Source organism: Secundilactobacillus odoratitofui DSM 19909 = JCM 15043 (assembly GCF_001434895.1).
Taxonomy (GTDB): domain Bacteria; phylum Bacillota; class Bacilli; order Lactobacillales; family Lactobacillaceae; genus Secundilactobacillus; species Secundilactobacillus odoratitofui.
Genome location: NZ_AZEE01000027.1, coordinates 403,766 through 420,797, shown reverse-complemented (window position 1 = coordinate 420,797; position 17,032 = coordinate 403,766). Strand labels below are relative to the sequence as shown.

General features: G+C 44.6%; 16 protein-coding genes. 11 read left to right on the top strand and 5 right to left on the bottom strand.

Features of this window, described 5'->3' with window-relative positions; genetic code table 11:
- Positions 1-141: 141 nt before the first annotated feature.
- The 6 genes from FD04_RS04245 to FD04_RS04220 all read left to right on the top strand — a co-directional run bounded on the left by FD04_RS04245 (position 142) and on the right by FD04_RS04220 (position 7,164).
- A complete protein-coding gene (locus tag FD04_RS04245) occupies positions 142-1,749 on the top strand; it encodes a putative polysaccharide biosynthesis protein (protein WP_056947251.1) in 1,608 nt (535 codons plus the stop codon).
- Between the two features lie 209 nt (positions 1,750-1,958).
- Positions 1,959-2,432, top strand: a complete 474-nt coding sequence (locus tag FD04_RS04240; protein ID WP_054699083.1) for a PH domain-containing protein — start codon at positions 1,959-1,961, stop codon at positions 2,430-2,432.
- On the top strand, positions 2,419-3,837 hold the full coding sequence (locus tag FD04_RS04235) for a PH domain-containing protein (protein ID WP_056947248.1): 1,419 nt from the start codon (positions 2,419-2,421) through the stop codon (positions 3,835-3,837). The genes FD04_RS04240 and FD04_RS04235 overlap by 14 nt, the downstream gene beginning before the upstream one ends.
- Before the next feature lie 29 nt (positions 3,838-3,866).
- A complete protein-coding gene (locus FD04_RS04230; RefSeq protein WP_056947245.1) occupies positions 3,867-4,982 on the top strand; it encodes a GGDEF domain-containing protein in 1,116 nt (371 codons plus the stop codon).
- Between the two features lie 77 nt (positions 4,983-5,059).
- Complete coding sequence (locus FD04_RS04225) at positions 5,060-5,503, top strand: universal stress protein (protein ID WP_054699092.1); 444 nt, start codon at positions 5,060-5,062, stop codon at positions 5,501-5,503.
- 785 nt (positions 5,504-6,288) lie between these two features.
- Positions 6,289-7,164: an AraC family transcriptional regulator gene (locus FD04_RS04220; protein WP_056947242.1), complete on the top strand. Its 876-nt coding sequence runs from the start codon at positions 6,289-6,291 to the stop codon at positions 7,162-7,164.
- A gap of 427 nt (positions 7,165-7,591) precedes the next feature.
- On the opposite strand, the gene FD04_RS04215 is transcribed toward FD04_RS04220, so the two are convergent.
- From FD04_RS04215 to FD04_RS04205, 3 genes are all read right to left on the bottom strand, one after another.
- A complete protein-coding gene (locus FD04_RS04215) occupies positions 7,592-9,202 on the bottom strand; it encodes an APC family permease (RefSeq protein WP_054699097.1) in 1,611 nt (536 codons plus the stop codon).
- A 210-nt stretch (positions 9,203-9,412) separates the two neighbouring features.
- Positions 9,413-9,916, bottom strand: a complete 504-nt coding sequence (locus FD04_RS04210; RefSeq protein ID WP_054699100.1) for a universal stress protein — start codon at positions 9,914-9,916, stop codon at positions 9,413-9,415.
- A gap of 22 nt (positions 9,917-9,938) precedes the next feature.
- Entirely contained in the window at positions 9,939-10,448 is a 510-nt protein-coding gene (locus tag FD04_RS04205; RefSeq protein WP_054699102.1) for a YbhB/YbcL family Raf kinase inhibitor-like protein, read from the bottom strand.
- Between the two features lie 131 nt (positions 10,449-10,579).
- On the opposite strand from FD04_RS04205, the gene FD04_RS04200 reads away from it, so the two are divergent.
- Together FD04_RS04200 and FD04_RS04195 are read left to right on the top strand one after the other, a co-directional pair.
- Entirely contained in the window at positions 10,580-11,734 is a 1,155-nt protein-coding gene (locus tag FD04_RS04200) for an ArgE/DapE family deacylase (protein ID WP_056947239.1), read from the top strand.
- Positions 11,735-11,887: 153 nt separating this feature from the next.
- Positions 11,888-12,763, top strand: coding sequence for a DMT family transporter (locus FD04_RS04195; protein WP_056947236.1), 876 nt, complete (start codon positions 11,888-11,890; stop codon positions 12,761-12,763).
- A gap of 89 nt (positions 12,764-12,852) precedes the next feature.
- On the opposite strand, the gene FD04_RS04190 is transcribed toward FD04_RS04195, so the two are convergent.
- Positions 12,853-13,554 (bottom strand): hypothetical protein, encoded by a 702-nt coding sequence (locus tag FD04_RS04190; protein WP_054699104.1) that lies wholly within the window; start codon positions 13,552-13,554, stop codon positions 12,853-12,855.
- Between the two features lie 185 nt (positions 13,555-13,739).
- Here FD04_RS04190 and FD04_RS04185 point away from each other — a divergent pair, with 185 nt between their 5' ends.
- Positions 13,740-14,603: an aldo/keto reductase gene (locus tag FD04_RS04185; protein ID WP_054699106.1), complete on the top strand. Its 864-nt coding sequence runs from the start codon at positions 13,740-13,742 to the stop codon at positions 14,601-14,603.
- Positions 14,587-14,718, top strand: a complete 132-nt coding sequence (locus FD04_RS12870) for a hypothetical protein (protein WP_268873319.1) — start codon at positions 14,587-14,589, stop codon at positions 14,716-14,718. The genes FD04_RS04185 and FD04_RS12870 overlap by 17 nt, the downstream gene beginning before the upstream one ends.
- Before the next feature lie 105 nt (positions 14,719-14,823).
- Here the strand turns inward: FD04_RS12870 and FD04_RS04180 are convergent, their stop codons facing one another.
- On the bottom strand, positions 14,824-15,213 hold the full coding sequence (locus tag FD04_RS04180) for a hypothetical protein (RefSeq protein WP_054699108.1): 390 nt from the start codon (positions 15,211-15,213) through the stop codon (positions 14,824-14,826).
- Positions 15,214-15,614: 401 nt separating this feature from the next.
- On the opposite strand from FD04_RS04180, the gene nhaC reads away from it, so the two are divergent.
- Positions 15,615-17,012 (top strand): Na+/H+ antiporter NhaC, encoded by a 1,398-nt coding sequence (gene nhaC, locus FD04_RS04175; protein WP_420806512.1) that lies wholly within the window; start codon positions 15,615-15,617, stop codon positions 17,010-17,012.
- Positions 17,013-17,032 lie beyond the last annotated feature (20 nt).

Here is a 17,032-nt window from a genome sequence, read left to right as displayed (position 1 = left end):
GCAACTCGCTGATTCCAGGCATTGGGAATCTGTGAGTTGCCTGTTTGATTTTTGGGTTTTTCGTCACCTCAATATTTAGTTGGGGTCAACTGCTAAAGGTGCTATCATAGTAAGATAACGGAATTGACTGGGAGAACTACTGTGAATAAAAAATTAATGTCGGGTTCCTTTTGGCTATCGTTCGGGAGTATTTTTTCTCGCGTGTTGGGAATTTTATACCTGATTCCTTGGCTTTACATGATGGGTAACCCACAGCGTCAAAGTGTTGCGCAGGCGCTGTTCAATACTGCTTATACGCCCTATGCCTTGTTTATCTCATTGGGTACGGCGGGCTTTCCGTCGGCGATTGCTCGACGGGTTGCCTTTTATAATGGTGAAAACCGCTTTTTAAACGCTAAACGACTGACCAAGGTTGGGTTTATGGTGATGCTCGCTTCCGGTGTTGTGTGTGGCGTCTTACTTTTTGGCTTAGCGCCACTGATTGCGCGGAATAGCCCGGTGGTGTCGATTAGCCACGCTACAACGGCGATTCGAGTGCTGGTGCCTGCCATCGTTATTTTGCCTTCAATGAGCATTTTGCGTGGTTGGTTTCAAGGTAACCAAGATTTAAAACCGTTTGGTGTCTCACAACTCTGGGAACAGTTCATTCGAGTTATTATGATCCTGGTGTCGACCTACTTAATCATCGAAGTCTTTCATATTAGCTACGTTGTCGCTGTGTATTACAGTGTGCTCGGCGCAGTTGTGGGGGCGATTGCCAGCTACATTTACTTAGGCCTTTATTACCGTAAGCAGCGCCATGAGTATCGGTTGGCTGCCCAACAAAGTGAGCCATTAGCACCGGAAAGCTTAAAGCACATTTTGGCTCTGATTGCCTATGAATCAGTACCATTTGTCATCGTTGGGTCAGGTATCACGTTGAGTCAGCTGGTCGATCAGCTGTTCTTTAAACAAATTGTTCAGTCAACGACTCATTTGTCGGCGAATGCGATTCAGTATCTGTACACGCTTTTTTCGGCAAATCCCACCAAAATTACGACTGTGATCGTATCCCTGGCAATCGCTATGGCAGAATCCTCATTGCCAATTTTAGCAAGTGCACGGGGTGAAGGGCGCCAGCGTGTCAGTGAACTGGTTTTACAGAATTTAAAATTACTGAGTTATGCGTTATTGCCAGCCGTAACGATTTTAGCTGCACTGGCTTATGAAACAAATGGGATATTTTTCTCGTTTAGTCGCTTAGGTGGCGAGTACTTGTTCTGGAATATCTTGCAAAGCTTGGTACTTGGTATGGCGATTAATAGCTTGACCATTTTACAGGCGTTACATTACAGCAAGAAGGCTATGAATTACCTGCTGATCGGACTTGCCGTTAAAGCAGTGATTCAGTATCCACTAGTTGCTTGGCTGCAAGGCTTTGGGGCTATTTTAGCGACCTCAGTTTCCTTTGGTCTAATCTGCTACCTTTGCTTACATCGAGTGGGACGTGAGTTTGGTGTTCAATTTGGTCAATTAGGTAAGCTCTGGTTGACGAACGCGGTTTACTTTGCGGTGGCAATCCTCGTTTCAAGCGAGCTGCACCGTTTCATATTACCGACTTCAAAACTCGGGGCGTTGGTTTACGCCGCCATCTTTGGCTTAGTCGCCCTATTTGTCTACTTAACTGCTGCCAATCGCTTGGGGCTGTCTCAGGCAGTCTTTAATCGCAACGTTGGGTATAAGTACTTTAGATATAAACATTTTAAATAACTCAGAATAATCGGATTTCAACCGTTTGCTATCAGCCGACTTAAAGGTTTAGTTTTAAACCTTAAGGCGGCTTTTCTTTGTTTGCTGATAGTTACTTGCGGGTGCATCGTTTGTTGAAACATTTGCGGATTGATTGCTGAAACCAGCGCCCTTTGTTTTCGGTCGGAAATCAGTTAGACTTAAAACATCAAACTTTAAGGGGAAGATAAATGATTAAAGGTGATGCATTACCACAACAGATTAAAACAGTGTGGCGAATTAGCGCTGCAGGGACGCTAATCTTTGGGTTACTCATTAGTGCAGGGCTACAATTAGCCATTCATTTTTGGCACTGGTGGTCTTGGCTAGGGGTGAGCCTGGCCGTGCTGACTATCTTGACCACCATTGTTGAGCTGGCAATCGTGCCGTATCGATATCGATTTTGGCGTTACCGAATCATGGCACAATCAGTTGAAATCGAATCGGGGTTCTTTTTCCATGAACTCACGGCGATTCCAATTTCTAGAATTCAAAATGTAACCCTTGAAGCTGGGCCAATTCTACAATGGCAACATTTACAGACCGTTAATATTGAAACCGCCGCAACGACGCATAAAATCGAATCAGTAACACTGGCAACGGCTGATCAATTGAAACAGCAGATTATGGCCCTTGCAATGGAGGCTAATGATGAAGACGACTAAGCGACATCTTCACCCACTGGCTATTTTAGTTTTCTGGGGCCGGTACATTATTAGTTGGTTTATCATTATTTTGCTGTCGCTCTTTACCGATCACGGTGAGTGGAATGAGACGGCCATGGTGGTGGTCATTATTTTATTGGTAATCTTGCTTTTTGCGGTGTTTAAGTATTGGTGGTACCGCTACGAGATCGGGGACCAGGCCATTACAATTTATACCGGCGTTATCTTTCGAAAGCAGCGCCACGTCCCCTATAATCGGATTCAGACGTTGCAACTACAGCAGTGGCTTTTCCTAAAGCCGTTTCACGCGGTATCCGTTCAGCTCGAAACGGCGGGACAGTCCCATGATCAGGCTGAAGCAGTTTTGCCCGTTGTGAGTCAGCACGTGGTTGACCAACTACAACTGTTGGTCAACGGTGAACAGCCACTTAGTGATGAAGTACCTGAAGTCGTTGATAATCGTTATCAAATCAGTTGGTCTGATCTAAATACTTACGCATTGACCTCGATGGGCATCATTCCAATCTTACTGGGCTTACTGTGGTTATACGGTAAGCTGGATGATTTAGTGTCCAAGTCAGTGATGGATGAAACAATTAACGTTGTGCTGCACTTTGGTGTGCTCGTAATTGTCGGTTTAGCGGTTTTGCTGATTATTGCCGGTTTATTGGTCAGTTATTTGACGATTGTGCAACGTTACTATCACTTCATTCTCACGAAAAAAGGTGATCGACTCCACACAGAAAAGGGCTTTTTTCAGCGTAATACGATCACCGCTTCAGAGAGTCGAATTCAGGCGGTTGTAATGAGACAAACGGTATTGCGACAACTGTTAGGCTTGATATCCGTTCAGTTAGTCCTCGTTTCCAGTGCCGCTAAGGAAGAGGATCAGGACAACCTAGTCATGCTACCCGTGATTGATCAGAGTAGAGTGGCAATCGTCAATCAGTTTGTGAGTTGGGTGCCAGCTAAACTACCAGCGTTAACTCGGCTTACAGTAGCAGGAAAATATCGTTTGATGCGCAATGCAGTCCTACTGAGTTTGATTCCAATCATCCCACTGGTGTATTGGTTACGACCTTGGGGGTGGTTGAGTTTACTATTACTTCCAATTGCCCTCATAATGGGTTGGTATGCCGGCCGTTATATGGGTGTGAAACGATTAGATCATCAATTATTGGTTCTACAAACTGGTCATCATTTTCAACGTGATACGACCATTGTGCCTAAACGGTGTATTCAATCAGTGACGATTGAACAGACATACTGGATGCGGCGGGTTGGATTATGCCACTTACAGGTCAATATCCGACATGGTGACGGTAAAGAAATGGTTGAAGTCCGGTATTTACCACTCCAAACGGCTAAAGACGTTTACCAGTGGTATCGAACAAAGTATAATTAAAGTAACATTAATGGAGGAGGCGTGTTGAATTGGGGACGGTCATGATTGCTTCAATTGGGTTACTGAGTTTTTTGAACATTGGCTTTATTGGCGTCCTCCAGCGTCTCATGCATGTGCTGGATTTAGACATTGAGGGCACTAATGATAAGCCCTGGCGAACTGAGTTAATTTATACGATTTACTTTATTCTGGTTGCCAGTGGCGTTTTGACACTGGCTAAGGTTGCACCAAGTCACATTATTCAGCTCATGTGGATCAACTTTTTGCTGATTATGATGCTAAGTTATGCTGATGCATTAAAGACCAGACTCAACATTATGTTAGCAGTTGGGATTGCTGCACTGCTGTTTGCGGTTATTTTGGGTGTGTACAGCCTCTGGTTATGCATACTATTGGTGGTTGCAATTGCTGCGTTGCTGGTTGAACGGCACTATTTTTTTCCATTTGACCGATATCCCAAAACAATTTTAAGTGGTAAGGCGCTTTTGGGACTGGTTGCTTGGCTTTTAATGCAAGCTGCCCAGTCATTAGCGTTTAATGACGTTGTGGCGATGTACATCGTCTATTTAATCGTGACTGTGGTATCGTATGGCTACATGCTGTTACTAAGACGAGAGCATTTAGTCCAGATCAGAGATGCGCGTAACGTGCAGTTTGATGACCTTACACACGCTAGAAACTGGCTGAGTTTTAGAAACGATTTGGCGCAGTATTTTGCCACCAATCAAGTGCTTGGGTTGATTGCGATGGATGTTGATAATTTTAAACAAATTAACGACACGTACGGACACCTGGTAGGGAATGCCGTTTTAATTCAAATGACGAATCACGTCGAAGAACAACTCGCCAAGTGGATGCCCGACGCAAGGTTATATCGGACCGGTGGCGAAGAGTTTACGATTTTACTGCCTGAAACGCAACCAGCAGAGACCTATCAGCTGGCCCGTGATGTTCAAACAACGATTCGACAACTTGGTGTCAGCTCGGTTGATGGCGGTCACTTTAGCATCACTGTTTCAATTGGTGTGAGTGTTAAACGACAAACGGATGCGGGTGCAATGACGATGTTTAAACGCGCAGACCACCTGTTGTACAAATCCAAGCGTAACGGTCGTGACCAGATTACAGTTGATGAGATGATTTGAGGTTTGGTACAATAGAAAAGAAGTCAAAGTTCGTCATACCTAGCATTTGAGTTTGTAGCACAAAGGAGCGACTTGAGATGGGAGAATTTGATCCAAAGAAGTTTAAGCACATCTTGGTGGGGGTCGATGATTCGCCGGATGCTCAATTGGCATTTCGGTACGCCATGAACCGTGCGAAAGCGGATCAGGCTGAATTGACGATTACGTCAATTCTTGAATCTGAGGGCATGAACGTCTATCAGGCACTGAGTAAGGACTTTGTGCATGGTCAACGAGATGAGCTTGAGAAGCATATTTTGGGTTACGTTAACTTAGCGAAGCAATTTGGTATCCAAAATGTGAACGCAATTGTTTCTGAGGGTGATCCCGGCGAGACGATCATTAAGGAGATTATTCCAGAAGTTAACCCTGATTTGTTGGTCATTGGTTCTCTTGCCAAGACCGGATTCCGTAAGCGATTTGGGTCTCAAGCAGCGTATATGGCGAAGTATTCGCCAGTGTCAGTACTTGTTATTCGCTAGAAACTCATGATAAAAGGCCACACAGATTTCTGTGTGGTTTTTTAATGCGAAAAAAATTGTTGAGACTTCCGACTACGGTTGTTGTGAATGTTCACGATGGAAATTGTATCAATTTGGTGAGTAAGGACGATACTCAATTATCTGTCGTTAACTTAGCTGTCAAATTAGAATAATCAAAATTGAAGCGAGTAATGTTGTCGTGATTACCTGGAATAGATTAGCTTATCAGTTCAGTGAAGAAAATTGTCTACTAACCTCAAATTAATACGGATGAACAACGTAACATGTCAGTTTTAAACTATGTAAAGCCGTAGCGCCAGCGGTGGTTGGGGACCTGTGGTGGCGGTGATGTCAGGTGCTTTTCCTGATATCACGGGACGACGTTTGAGACTCACAACGGTCCTGGGTGAGGCTCAAATGCGAGGGGCGAGACCTTGGCTCGACCCGGTCCCCACTTCAGGTCCCAACCACCGCTGGCCGAAGGCTGAGCGATAGCGGTTTTAGCGTCATCTATGTAGTAACTACTGCATTCCCATTCCAATCTGAATTATATTGATTTGCTCAAGCCTTGTGAATATTTGCTTTAGATAACCGTCAACGCCATTTATAAATTGAAATTATAATACTTATTTAAATATATGTATGATTATAGTATTGATTAAAGGTTACGATTGTAAACAAAAGATTGACGGCTGAATAAATATTGCATATTATAGGGTTATAACAAAACGTTATAACATAACATGATTTGGATGAAATTGATCCTTTGGAGGATGGTGGCTATCATGGAAGAGCAATTTACCTCAATTCCCGTGATTGAATCGAATTTGTATTTATTTGGTGGACTTCAGCGAACTGTTTCGGGAGAATGGACGCTCTCAGAACAAACACACCGGGCGTTTGAAGTGATTGGTGTGCTTGAAGGCAGTCAAGCAATTGAGATTAAAGGTGTGGCAACGTATGTCTGCCATCCGGGTGATGTAATGATCGTTGCGCCAGGCATGACTCACGCACTACATAATAATGATCGCAGCGAACCAATGAGTTACGTGACGTTTCGCTTTAATAGTGGCAGTTTGGACCTTAGAATGAGCATTAATAAATTGACTAATCAGGTATTTTCGCGTGAAACGACAGTGGCACAGCTAGCCATTTCAACGGTACAACAGATGTTACGCGATAGTCGCGCCGTTCATTTAAGTCGGGAACGGTTAAAGGTTAAGCTACAGATGTCACTGTTGAATTTTTTAGACGGTCTCATGGCTAACTTTGAAAGTAAGCAGTTAACGGATGATCAGTTCTCAGATCGAGAAATTGAAATCAGTCGTCAAATTGCGACTGCCATTGAAGAAAAAATTGAACAGGGTAAAATTCCAGAGTTTTCGTTTGGCGAAATCTGTGAAGCGCTAGGAATTAGTAGTGGATATGGCCACCGCACCTTTAAAAAAGTGTATGGGGTGACGCCGCTTCACTTTATCGAAGAGCAAAAGTACCGCAAGGCTAGGGCGCTGCTAGGATCGCCTGAATTTTCAATTGAAAAGGTTGCCACGATTATGGGTGCCAGTAGTGTGTCTAACTTTAGCAAGCAGTTTAAAAAGTGGTCGGGTCTCACACCAAGCAAGTATCAGCGGCAAGTTATCAAACGACTCTCAAACAAATGAATAATAATTCTTTGAAATGAAATTAAATTCGCTTAAAATGTTGAAACAATGTGCGTTATTCAGGCAAACGAATCACGTTAAATTAATTTAGTTACTTTTAAAGACTAGCTTTTTTAAGACATCAGTTTTCGAAAAGAACATTAGTTGCAATTAATTGAGCATAATTGACATATGAATGCCCGAAACTTCAAAAGGGGACTGGGAAAAAAGTCCATATTGGTAAGTATCGAATTTATTTCTTAACTCGAAGTGAGTAAAAAATTTCACTTTAACTCAGGACTGTTATCTGGTCTAAACGTGCGCAAAAAATCAGGTCCCGGCCATATAAAAAGACCAGCCCGTAGATTCCAAAACCAGGAATCCACGGGCTGGTCTTCTTATATTCTGGGACCTAAACGATTTTCTGCCCACTCACCTTTTAAAGGTTTTACTCGTCTGCAAGTTTCTTCGCAGCTTGATTTAGTTTTTCCGCTTTATGAAAATCTTCGGTCACAACGTAGCTCTTGATTCCCCAATAGTAGAACAGGAGTGAGACAACGATGATCACGACAAAATCCAGCGGATATGGTAACCAGTTTTGACCGTTGAATTGGTGGCTACCGATGTAAGACATAATTGAAATGAAAATCAGATAACCAATCATCCAACCACTCGCTTTAAAAGCTGCCTTGGTCGATACGAAATTGGTTTTCCATTCGTAGTAAAAGTAAAACGGCAGGCCCAATAGAATAATTAAAATGACTTGTACCGTGGTCGGCCACATCGCCCAGTAGGTTGCTAGCGAGGCTAGTACGAATGAGAGTGGTGCCATCCAGGAAAGCCACTTCAAGCGAATTGGTCGGAACAAATTGGGCCCCATTTTCCGTAACGAAATGGCTGTTACCGGCCCTGTCAAATAGGCAATGAGGGTGGCGGTGGAGAGCACGGTCGCCAAGACGGCCCATGACCGGAAAACGGAAACCATGACCATACTGAGAAGCGTATTAACCAGCATCGCTGCTCGTGGGATGCCATATTTGAGGTTAATTTTACCCAGGAAGTGTGGCACGTGACGGTTACCCTCCATGGCAAAGAGTGCCCGTGCGGTATTAGCGACGAAGGAAACGCCGGTCCCAAATGGCGAGACAAAGGCGTCCATGTATAAAAGCACGGATAGCCAGTGAATGCCAAGCAGGATGGCCATATCAGCAAATGGCGAGTTGAATACGATACCGTGCCAGCCAGTGGCGGCAATCATCTTAGGTGGAATGGCAGTAATAAAGGTACTTTGTAAAATGACGTAGAGAATGCCGCTGATCAGGAGTGAAATCGTAATCCCACGGCCGATATTTTTCTTAGGATGCTCAATTTCGCCACCCATGTTGATCACGGTTTGGAAGGCGTCAAATGAGAAAATAATACCAGCTGCTGAAGTCGCGGTGAAAATTGGCGCTGAGCCATATGGCATGAACTCGTGCAGTGAATGTCCATAGTTGCCTGGGTGAAAACCTGACATAGTGAGCATCACAATGGTAAGAATTGGGATCCCGATTTTGAAAACTGAAATCAGACTCGTAAAGTGCGTCAAAATCGTGACCGACCAAAAATTCAGTAGGGTAAAGACGATAATAAAGCCAAATACAACGAATAGGCCGGTTGTTGTAATCACACCATTACTTAAAAAGCGATGCGTCCACTTGGCCCACGACCATGGCCAGGTACTCATGTATTGAACGGCCGCAACGGCTTCAATCGGAATCAGTGTGATCAACGAGACCCAGTTGGCCCAGGCGGCGATGAAGCCGAGCAGCGAGCCATGAGAATACTGGGCGTACTTACTCATCCCGCCAGATTCTGGAAACATTGCGCCAATTTCAACGTAGTCATAGGCAATAGAACCAATGACTAAGCCCCCAATCACCCATGAAATAATGGCGGCTGGTCCGGCAATTTTCGTGGCTTCCCATGAGCCGAATAGCCAGCCGGAACCAATGAGTGACCCCAGTGCCAACATGATTAGCTGGAATAGGGTGATTTTTTTAAACTTCGGTTGTGCCATAGGCTTCCCCCTTAAGTAGTTTATGCGATATTGAGTGTGCAAAAAAGCGGCCTGCCAATCACGGCGAGTACCGCTTTATTGTCAATTAATGATATCAGTTGCACTGAAGTGTCACGCTGATGGGCGTGACCAGGTCAACGTCCACGCGCATTTAGTCAACGGGCTAACAATGTCATACCCGAAGGCAAAGTACAGATGGCGAGACGTCAATTATTCTGCGTTCATACTCGTTCGAAACGGACTTTCAATTTTACCGCCAGGCACGTTTTCGAGATTGGTTCGAACAACCAGAACATCACACTTGGCATTTCGGGTGACAAAGTCAGTAACGGATCCAGTCATCATCCGCTCTAATGTATTCATACCAGTGGCGCCCATCATTACTAAATCGTTGTGGTGATCTTTAACAAATTCGAGTGAGATCACTGTCTTGGGATTGCCAAACCGAATGTGGGTGCTGATATCGGTCAGGCCGTCGTTGGTTTTAATTTGATCTGCTAATTCTGCCAGGTATTCGGTTGCGTCTTGAACTAACTTGTTGACGATATCGCCATTGGCAAGGCCACCGTAGTAGTTGGTTTGATGGGTGTCGATGACACTTAATAAGTCTAGGTGAGCGCTGTTACGTTTCGCAACAGCGACTGCTTTGGCCAGTGCTAGTTCCGCAAACTGGGACGTATCAAGTGGCACGACCACTGATTGGTATTTTAACATGTGAATTCTCCTTCTGATGCGCTTATGCGCGGCTTAAAACAATTTGAGTTGCTTCGGCAAGAATGTGCCCGTTCATGGCATCGTGTAGTTGATTAAGCCAAAAACCGTCCTGAAGTGGTAACTGCGCATCTAAAGCGTAAACCGTGACGGTGTAGCGGTGATCTTTGTCTGGCGGTAGAGGGCCAGTGTAGTGTTGATTAGTCTGTGGATTTTGATTTTGGACTAAACCACCCGCCGTAGAATTTTTGCCATAGGTCATGTCTACGGCACCACTTTGACTTGCATTTTCGGGAATCTCGGTCAGGTCACCAGGCAGGTTAGCCGCTACCCAATGGATCCAAGTGAAACCACCAACTGGAATAGCGTCGTGATCAATCATTGTTACTGCAAAGGTTTTAGTTCCACCTGGTGCGTCAGTGATTGCGATTGGAAATGACCGCACTGGACCGTCGTCGATTCGGTATTCTGCTGGCGCAAATTTACCATAAATATCCGGTAAATAGCCGTTTTCGATAGGCACATTAATTTGCATATTGTCACGCTCCTTGAACAGACTTTCTTATATTATAACTCAAAAATTAAAAAATCATTTATTTTCCACATTGCATTCTTATCTAATCGGGGAGTATGCTGTTCTTAAATGATGTTTAAGGTGGGAATAACGTGGAAGATAAAGCAAAAATTGCAATTTTACAAAAGTTAATTCAGATTAAATCTGTCAATGATAACGAGGCCGAAGTGGCAGCGTACATTGCGTCACTATTTGAACCATACGGCGACCGCGCTAAAGTCGAATATTTAACCTTCGCACCTGGCCGCGACAACCTGATTGTTACGATTGGTAATGACGAAGGCAAGCGTTTGGGCCTTTCTGGTCACGAAGACGTGGTTGATCCAGGTGACTTATCAGCTTGGCATCACGATCCATTTGGTGGTGAAGTTGAAGGCGATAACTTGTACGGCCGGGGTGCGTCAGACATGAAGAGTGGCTTAGCAGCAGCCACGATTGCCATGTTGGAACTGCTTGAAAGTGGTGAACCATTGAAGGGCTCTATTCGACTTTTAGCCACAGTTGGTGAAGAAACTGGCGAGTACGGTGCGGCTCAACTAACGGATGCTGGTTATGCCGATAACCTCGATGGTTTGGTGATTGCTGAACCAAGTGGCTTGGATAAAATTACGTATACGGCGCGTGGCGTCATTGATTATCACTTGGATTCAATTGGGAAGGCATCGCACAGTGCTCGACCAGAAAAGGGTATCAACGCCATTGACAACGTGATGGTCTATTATAACGAAGTCAACGAACTGATGAAGCAGTTTGATAAGGTTGACCCTGTTTTGGGCGGCTTATTGCACAACGTGGACTTGATCAGTGGTGGTGAGCAGATCAACAGTATTCCAGCTAAAGCACGGTTGTCAGCTAACATGCGGACGATTCCGGCTTATCCTAATCAAGTGATCTACGATGCCTTGGAGGGCCTCGTTGCTAAACTAAACGACCGTCCTGGGTTCAACCTTACGTTAACCTATAGCTACCCAGAGGAGGCCATTCCAGGCCGTCCAGATGCACCGTTAGTGAAATTAGCGCAAAAAATCGGTCACCAAATTACTGGTGAAAAAGTGACACCAGTTGGTTCTGGTGGTGCTAACGATGGCGCTGAATTCCTACGGGCCAAGGGTAACTTTACCAGTATCGTTTATGGTCCAGGAACTGATACGTCACATGAATCTGACGAGTACGTTGATTTGCCACAGTTCTTGAATGCCACGCGGCTTTATCAGCAACTGGCGTTAGCGTTCTTCGAAGAAGACTAGGGTAACGTGCTGGTAGGCTACCTTAGCTATCATGTGTGAGTTAATTAAATAAAGTCACGATTCGCTAAAATCTGTTGAATTCCAGAAAATCGAATTCGGCAGATTTTTTAATGTTGTGACGAACTGAATCAATAAAGATACGGAGAAAAATTTATGCGGGTCACAAAAACACGGGCTAATTTAATGCTGTTATTAGCCGCCATTATTTGGGGTGCTGGTTATATTTTTTCCAAGATGGCTACCAACGCCCATATGCAAGCTGGCTTAATCAACGCCATTCGTGGCTTTGTTTACGCCGGGCTAGCATTTATCTTTTTTCATAAAGCCATTTTTAAAATGACGGGAGTGGACTTTCGGATTGGGTTAACAGCCGGTTTTATCAACTTCTTAGGCTACCAGTTTCAAACCTGGGGGTTAAAGTCCACGACACCATCCAATAACGCCTTTTTAACAGCAATTTACGTTGTGATGATTCCCTTCATCGTTTGGGTATTGTTTCACCGTCGACCAGAGTTGAAGAGTTACGTTGCCATTTTGATTGCTATGGTGGGCATGATGTTTTTAACCAACGTGTTACAGCATGGGTTTACGTTGCACATCGGGGATCTATTAACAATTATTTCGGCTTTTTTCTACGCGTTACAAATCGTTTATTTTAGCATGCGAACCACGAGTACCAGCCCGCTCAGCTTATCATTTATGTTGGGATTAACGCAGGGGACGTTTGGCCTGATCTGGTCACTACTGTTTGAACATGCCACGTATGGTGTAATTAACTGGCAGGCTGGGTTATGGCCAGTGATTGTACTGGGGATCTTATCGTCATTCGGCGCCCAAACCCTTCAGATTGTTGGTCAGCGATACACCGATCCGGTTCCAGCTGGAGTGATATTGATGACTGAGTCGATGTTTGGTAGCATTTTTTCGGTTGTTTTGGGCTTTGAGCCGTTTACAAGTAATTTACTGATTGGTGGTTCACTCATTATCGTGGCCCTTTTAATTATGCAATTGAATTTTAAACAACATTAAGCCACTCAAAAACCGCGTCTGATACATCTCAGTTGAGATGTACCAAACGCGGTTTTTGATCAAGTTCGACTAGATAATGTGCGACTCGTTTACTTCACGAACTTTAACACGTAGTTGCCTTGTGCGTCGGAAGTAATCGTATAGGTAGAATAGCCATCCTTTAGCCATTGCGATTTCGTGGCTTGGGCCCAACTCTTGGCGTCACTGACGGAAGAGAAGGAATGAGACTGACTAAAGGTAATGGAATCGGAGTTGTTGCTATTGTCGGTTTCCTTGGAAGATGAGTCTGATGAATTAGAAGTAGTATTGGCGGAGCTAGACGACGTGTTTGTCGATGATTTTGACTTCGTGTCGTCTAACTTCTTTTGCTCGCTGTTCTTAACGGTTGCGTCTGATTCCTGATTAATCGAACTTTGCAAAGAGCTGCGTTGTGATTGGGTAATCCCCGAATCACCATACGTTGCGCCACTTTGTTGATCATCGTTAGAACTCGTGGTGTCTGAGTCGGTTGAATCGGACTCTGAATCACTGCTGGAGTCCGAATTGTTACTATCACTTGAGCTACTATCTTTAACAGTTTGTTCGGTACTCTCGGTACCATTTTCGACTTTTGTCGAGCGGTTAGCAAGCCACACACCAACACCAATAATTAAAACCAATGTGACGAAGAAACTAATCAGAATCTGTCGAATCCGATGTGGCTTCTTCGGCCGTTTCCGGTTAGGCGATGGGTTGTTGTCGGTGTTGAAGTTGTAGCGCTGCATGCGCGATTGCGGTTCTTGATTATTCACGTAAATACCCTCCAATATCAAGAACAAGCGAGCCTGCCAGTGGATACTACTGTAAACCATTTTAACTCATTTAGGACTAGATTTTACTATTTTTTTGCGGTTTTGTAAAATATGGCGTGAATTTAACTAACTGCTCACTGTGGTAAAATGGACCTGGAGAACAAAACTGAAAGGTGGGTTTTATGATGCATAATGATATTCCTCAAATTCCGTTAGCCAATGGTAACACGATTCCACAATTAGGTTTAGGCGTGTTTCAAGTTGATAACGCACAGGATGTTAAAAATTCAATCAAGTGGGCATTAGCAGCTGGCTACCGTCACATTGATACCGCTGCATACTACGGTAACGAACAGTGGGTTGGCGAAGCGATTCGTGAAAGTGGCCTTAAGCGCGAAGACCTATTTGTCACGTCCAAAATTTGGAATAATGTCCGTGGTTATGACGAGACAAAGCAAGAATTTCAGGCAACCCTCGATCGTTTAGGCCTGGATTACCTTGACCTTTATCTCATTCACTGGCCAGCACCAGGATACGTGGATACTTGGCGAGCTATGGAAGACCTTTATAAGGCAGGCAAAATTAAAAACATCGGTGTTTCTAACTTTGAACAAAATCAACTTGAAGACCTCATGCAACAAACTGATATTAAGCCTATGGTCGACCAAATCGAAACCCACCCATACTTCCAGCAAACAGCGCTGCACGCTTACTTGGAATCACAGGGTATTCAACATGAAGCCTGGAGTCCACTCGGTGGCGGCAGGAACAATGCGCTCGATGATCCAGTGATTACCAAAATTGCGGCTGCGCATGATGTCACACCTGCTCAAGTTATCTTAAGATGGCACATCCAACGCGAAGAAGTTGTGATTCCTAAGTCAATTCATGAAGACCGCGTGAAGCAGAACCGTGATATCTTTGCGTTTGGTTTAGACGAAGATGAGATGCAGGCCATTGTACAGTTGGATCAAGGCAAACGGGTTGGACCTGACCCACAAAATGAAGCCTGGTTGAAGCAGTCTCAGAGTTATGATGGTCGTAAATAAATTACTTTGTGAGCAGGATGCCGCCTTTGGCCGCCAGTCGCTTGGTTCGCGGGTGGTAGCTGTGGGAACGGCTGAAACTGGTCCCGCAGCAACGGGTCAAGACTGTTCGTCGTAGTGGTAGTGGTCATCAACGACAGTGTGAACGTAAAAACGACATTTAAATCAATTAAAAGACGCGCCACCAAAACGGTGAACGCGTCTTTTAACTTTCGGGTTCATATTATTTAAATGGTGCAACGTCCTCTTCTTTAGCCCGTGCTTCTAAAATATCCGTCAGCGGATTCGTAACCGCTAAAGGTACTTGAATGAGCGGACTTAAGATGTTGGGATGCTCCGGATTAGGCACCTCAGCAGTCTTCTTACGGTCAGGCACCATTTCCTCTAAATCCCGTTGTGTGAGATGGAATTGGTGCGCGTAGTAGATTACTTCTTGATAGGCCATGTTCTTGAAGTAGAAGTAGTACATGAAACCGGCAACGGCAACGTACCAAAAAATGGTCCAAGCAATGCCAATTCTAGCTGGATCCAGGAATTTAAAGACTACGGCGGCAATTACAAAGACAATGTAGATGAGGGTTGAAATCAGTTGCCATTTTGTTCGATGTGTCAAAAAATCGCTCCTTTTAGTGGCTCATTTTTCGTTCATAGACATACGTCCATTTTAGCGAATTATCTTGATTTTGCAATCTGAAATCAGTCTCACCATTATTTAAGCGTTATTGCGTTGCTTGCACCGCAAACTAATGTATGCTACCATACACTTACTAATTGCACTTCACCTTAAGTAGCGTCTAGTCTGGGTGTCAGGAAGTCGGTGGTTGCTGCGAACCGATCAGGGCTAACACGTGAATTACTGAGGTGCACCATCGGAGAATAACTAGAACCGTTATCATCTAGTGAGTGAGGCGTGTAGTGCGCCTAAGCTGGGTGGTACCACGGTTAGTCCAATCGTCCCTGTTGCGTTATTTGAACGTAGCAGGGGCGATTTTTTGATTGAAGGGATGAATGACGATGGGAAAACAAAAGCAAGTTAAATTCGGTGAAGCAATTGCGGTTTTACTGATGATGTTAGTTGTAATGGGGGTTGGCGTGATTGGGTTTGGCATTAGCCCACAGATTCCAGTTTTACTGGTGATTGCGCTGGTTATTTTATGGGCGAAGATTCGTCACTTTTCCTGGGATGCAATTCATCAAGGCATTACAGAGGGTGTAACAACGGGAATCGTGCCACTCTTTATCTTTATTTTGATTGGGGTACTGATTAGTGTTTGGATTGCAGCTGGGATTATTCCATCACTGATGGTAGCGGGGTTTAAGCTGTTGAGCGTGCAGTGGTTTGTGCCATCAGTATTCTTGGTCTGCGCATTGATTGGGACCTCAATTGGGAGTGCCTTTACCACGATCTCCACGGTTGGTATTGCGTTATTTGGGATGGGCACGACGATGAGTTTAAATCCAGCGTTAGTGGCCGGTGCAATCATATCTGGTGCCATCTTTGGCGATAAAACCTCGCCACTGTCTGATTCAACGAACCTAGCTTCAGCGATTGCTGGTGCTGATTTGTTTAAACACATTAAAAATCTGATGTGGTCGACGATTCCAGCGTTCTTAGTATCGCTGACCTTGTACGCTATTTTGGGCTACGGTACGGCCAGCGGAGACGCGTTAGGCAAGGTTCAAACGACCGTTAACGTGTTGACAACCCACTTTACCATCAGTTGGTGGGCGGCCCTACCAATCATCGTCATGTTCGTGTGTGCCTTCTTAAAAATTCCGGCGATTGCGACGCTACTGTTAAACATTGCGATTGCCGTTGTGATGATCTTTATTGAACAACCAACGATGAAAGTTAAGCCGCTGGTTACCATGATGGAGTCGGGGTTCGTCTCACACACTGGTAATCAGGCGGTCGATGCGCTGTTAAGTCGTGGTGGGATCACGTCCATGATGGGTACTGTATCATTGATTATTATGACCTTGTCGTTGGGTGGCTTGTTAATGAAATTCGATTTAATTCAAATTGCAATGCAGCCCTTAACCAAACGGCTTCACCGTAATGGCGACCTTGTTACGGCCGGCGTCTTAGGTGGTATTGCGGTTAACTTGTTTGTTGGCGAGCAGTACCTCTCCACTATTTTGCCTGGTAAGGCGTTTAAAAAGGCATTTAACGATCACGGCCTTGATAACCTTGCCCTTAGTCGAGTGTTGGAAGATGGTGGCACCGTGATTAACTACTTAGTACCATGGGGTGTGGCCAGTTCCTTTGCGGCCGGTACGCTTGGTGTTAGTACGTTAGCCTTCCTGCCATTTTGTTTCTTTAGTTTACTATCGCCCGTTTTTTCAATCTTAAGTGGCTACACGGGTATCGGTCTAAAAAAGATGACAGTCACAAAAACAGTTACGCAATAACGTGTCAAAAAACGTGCCAA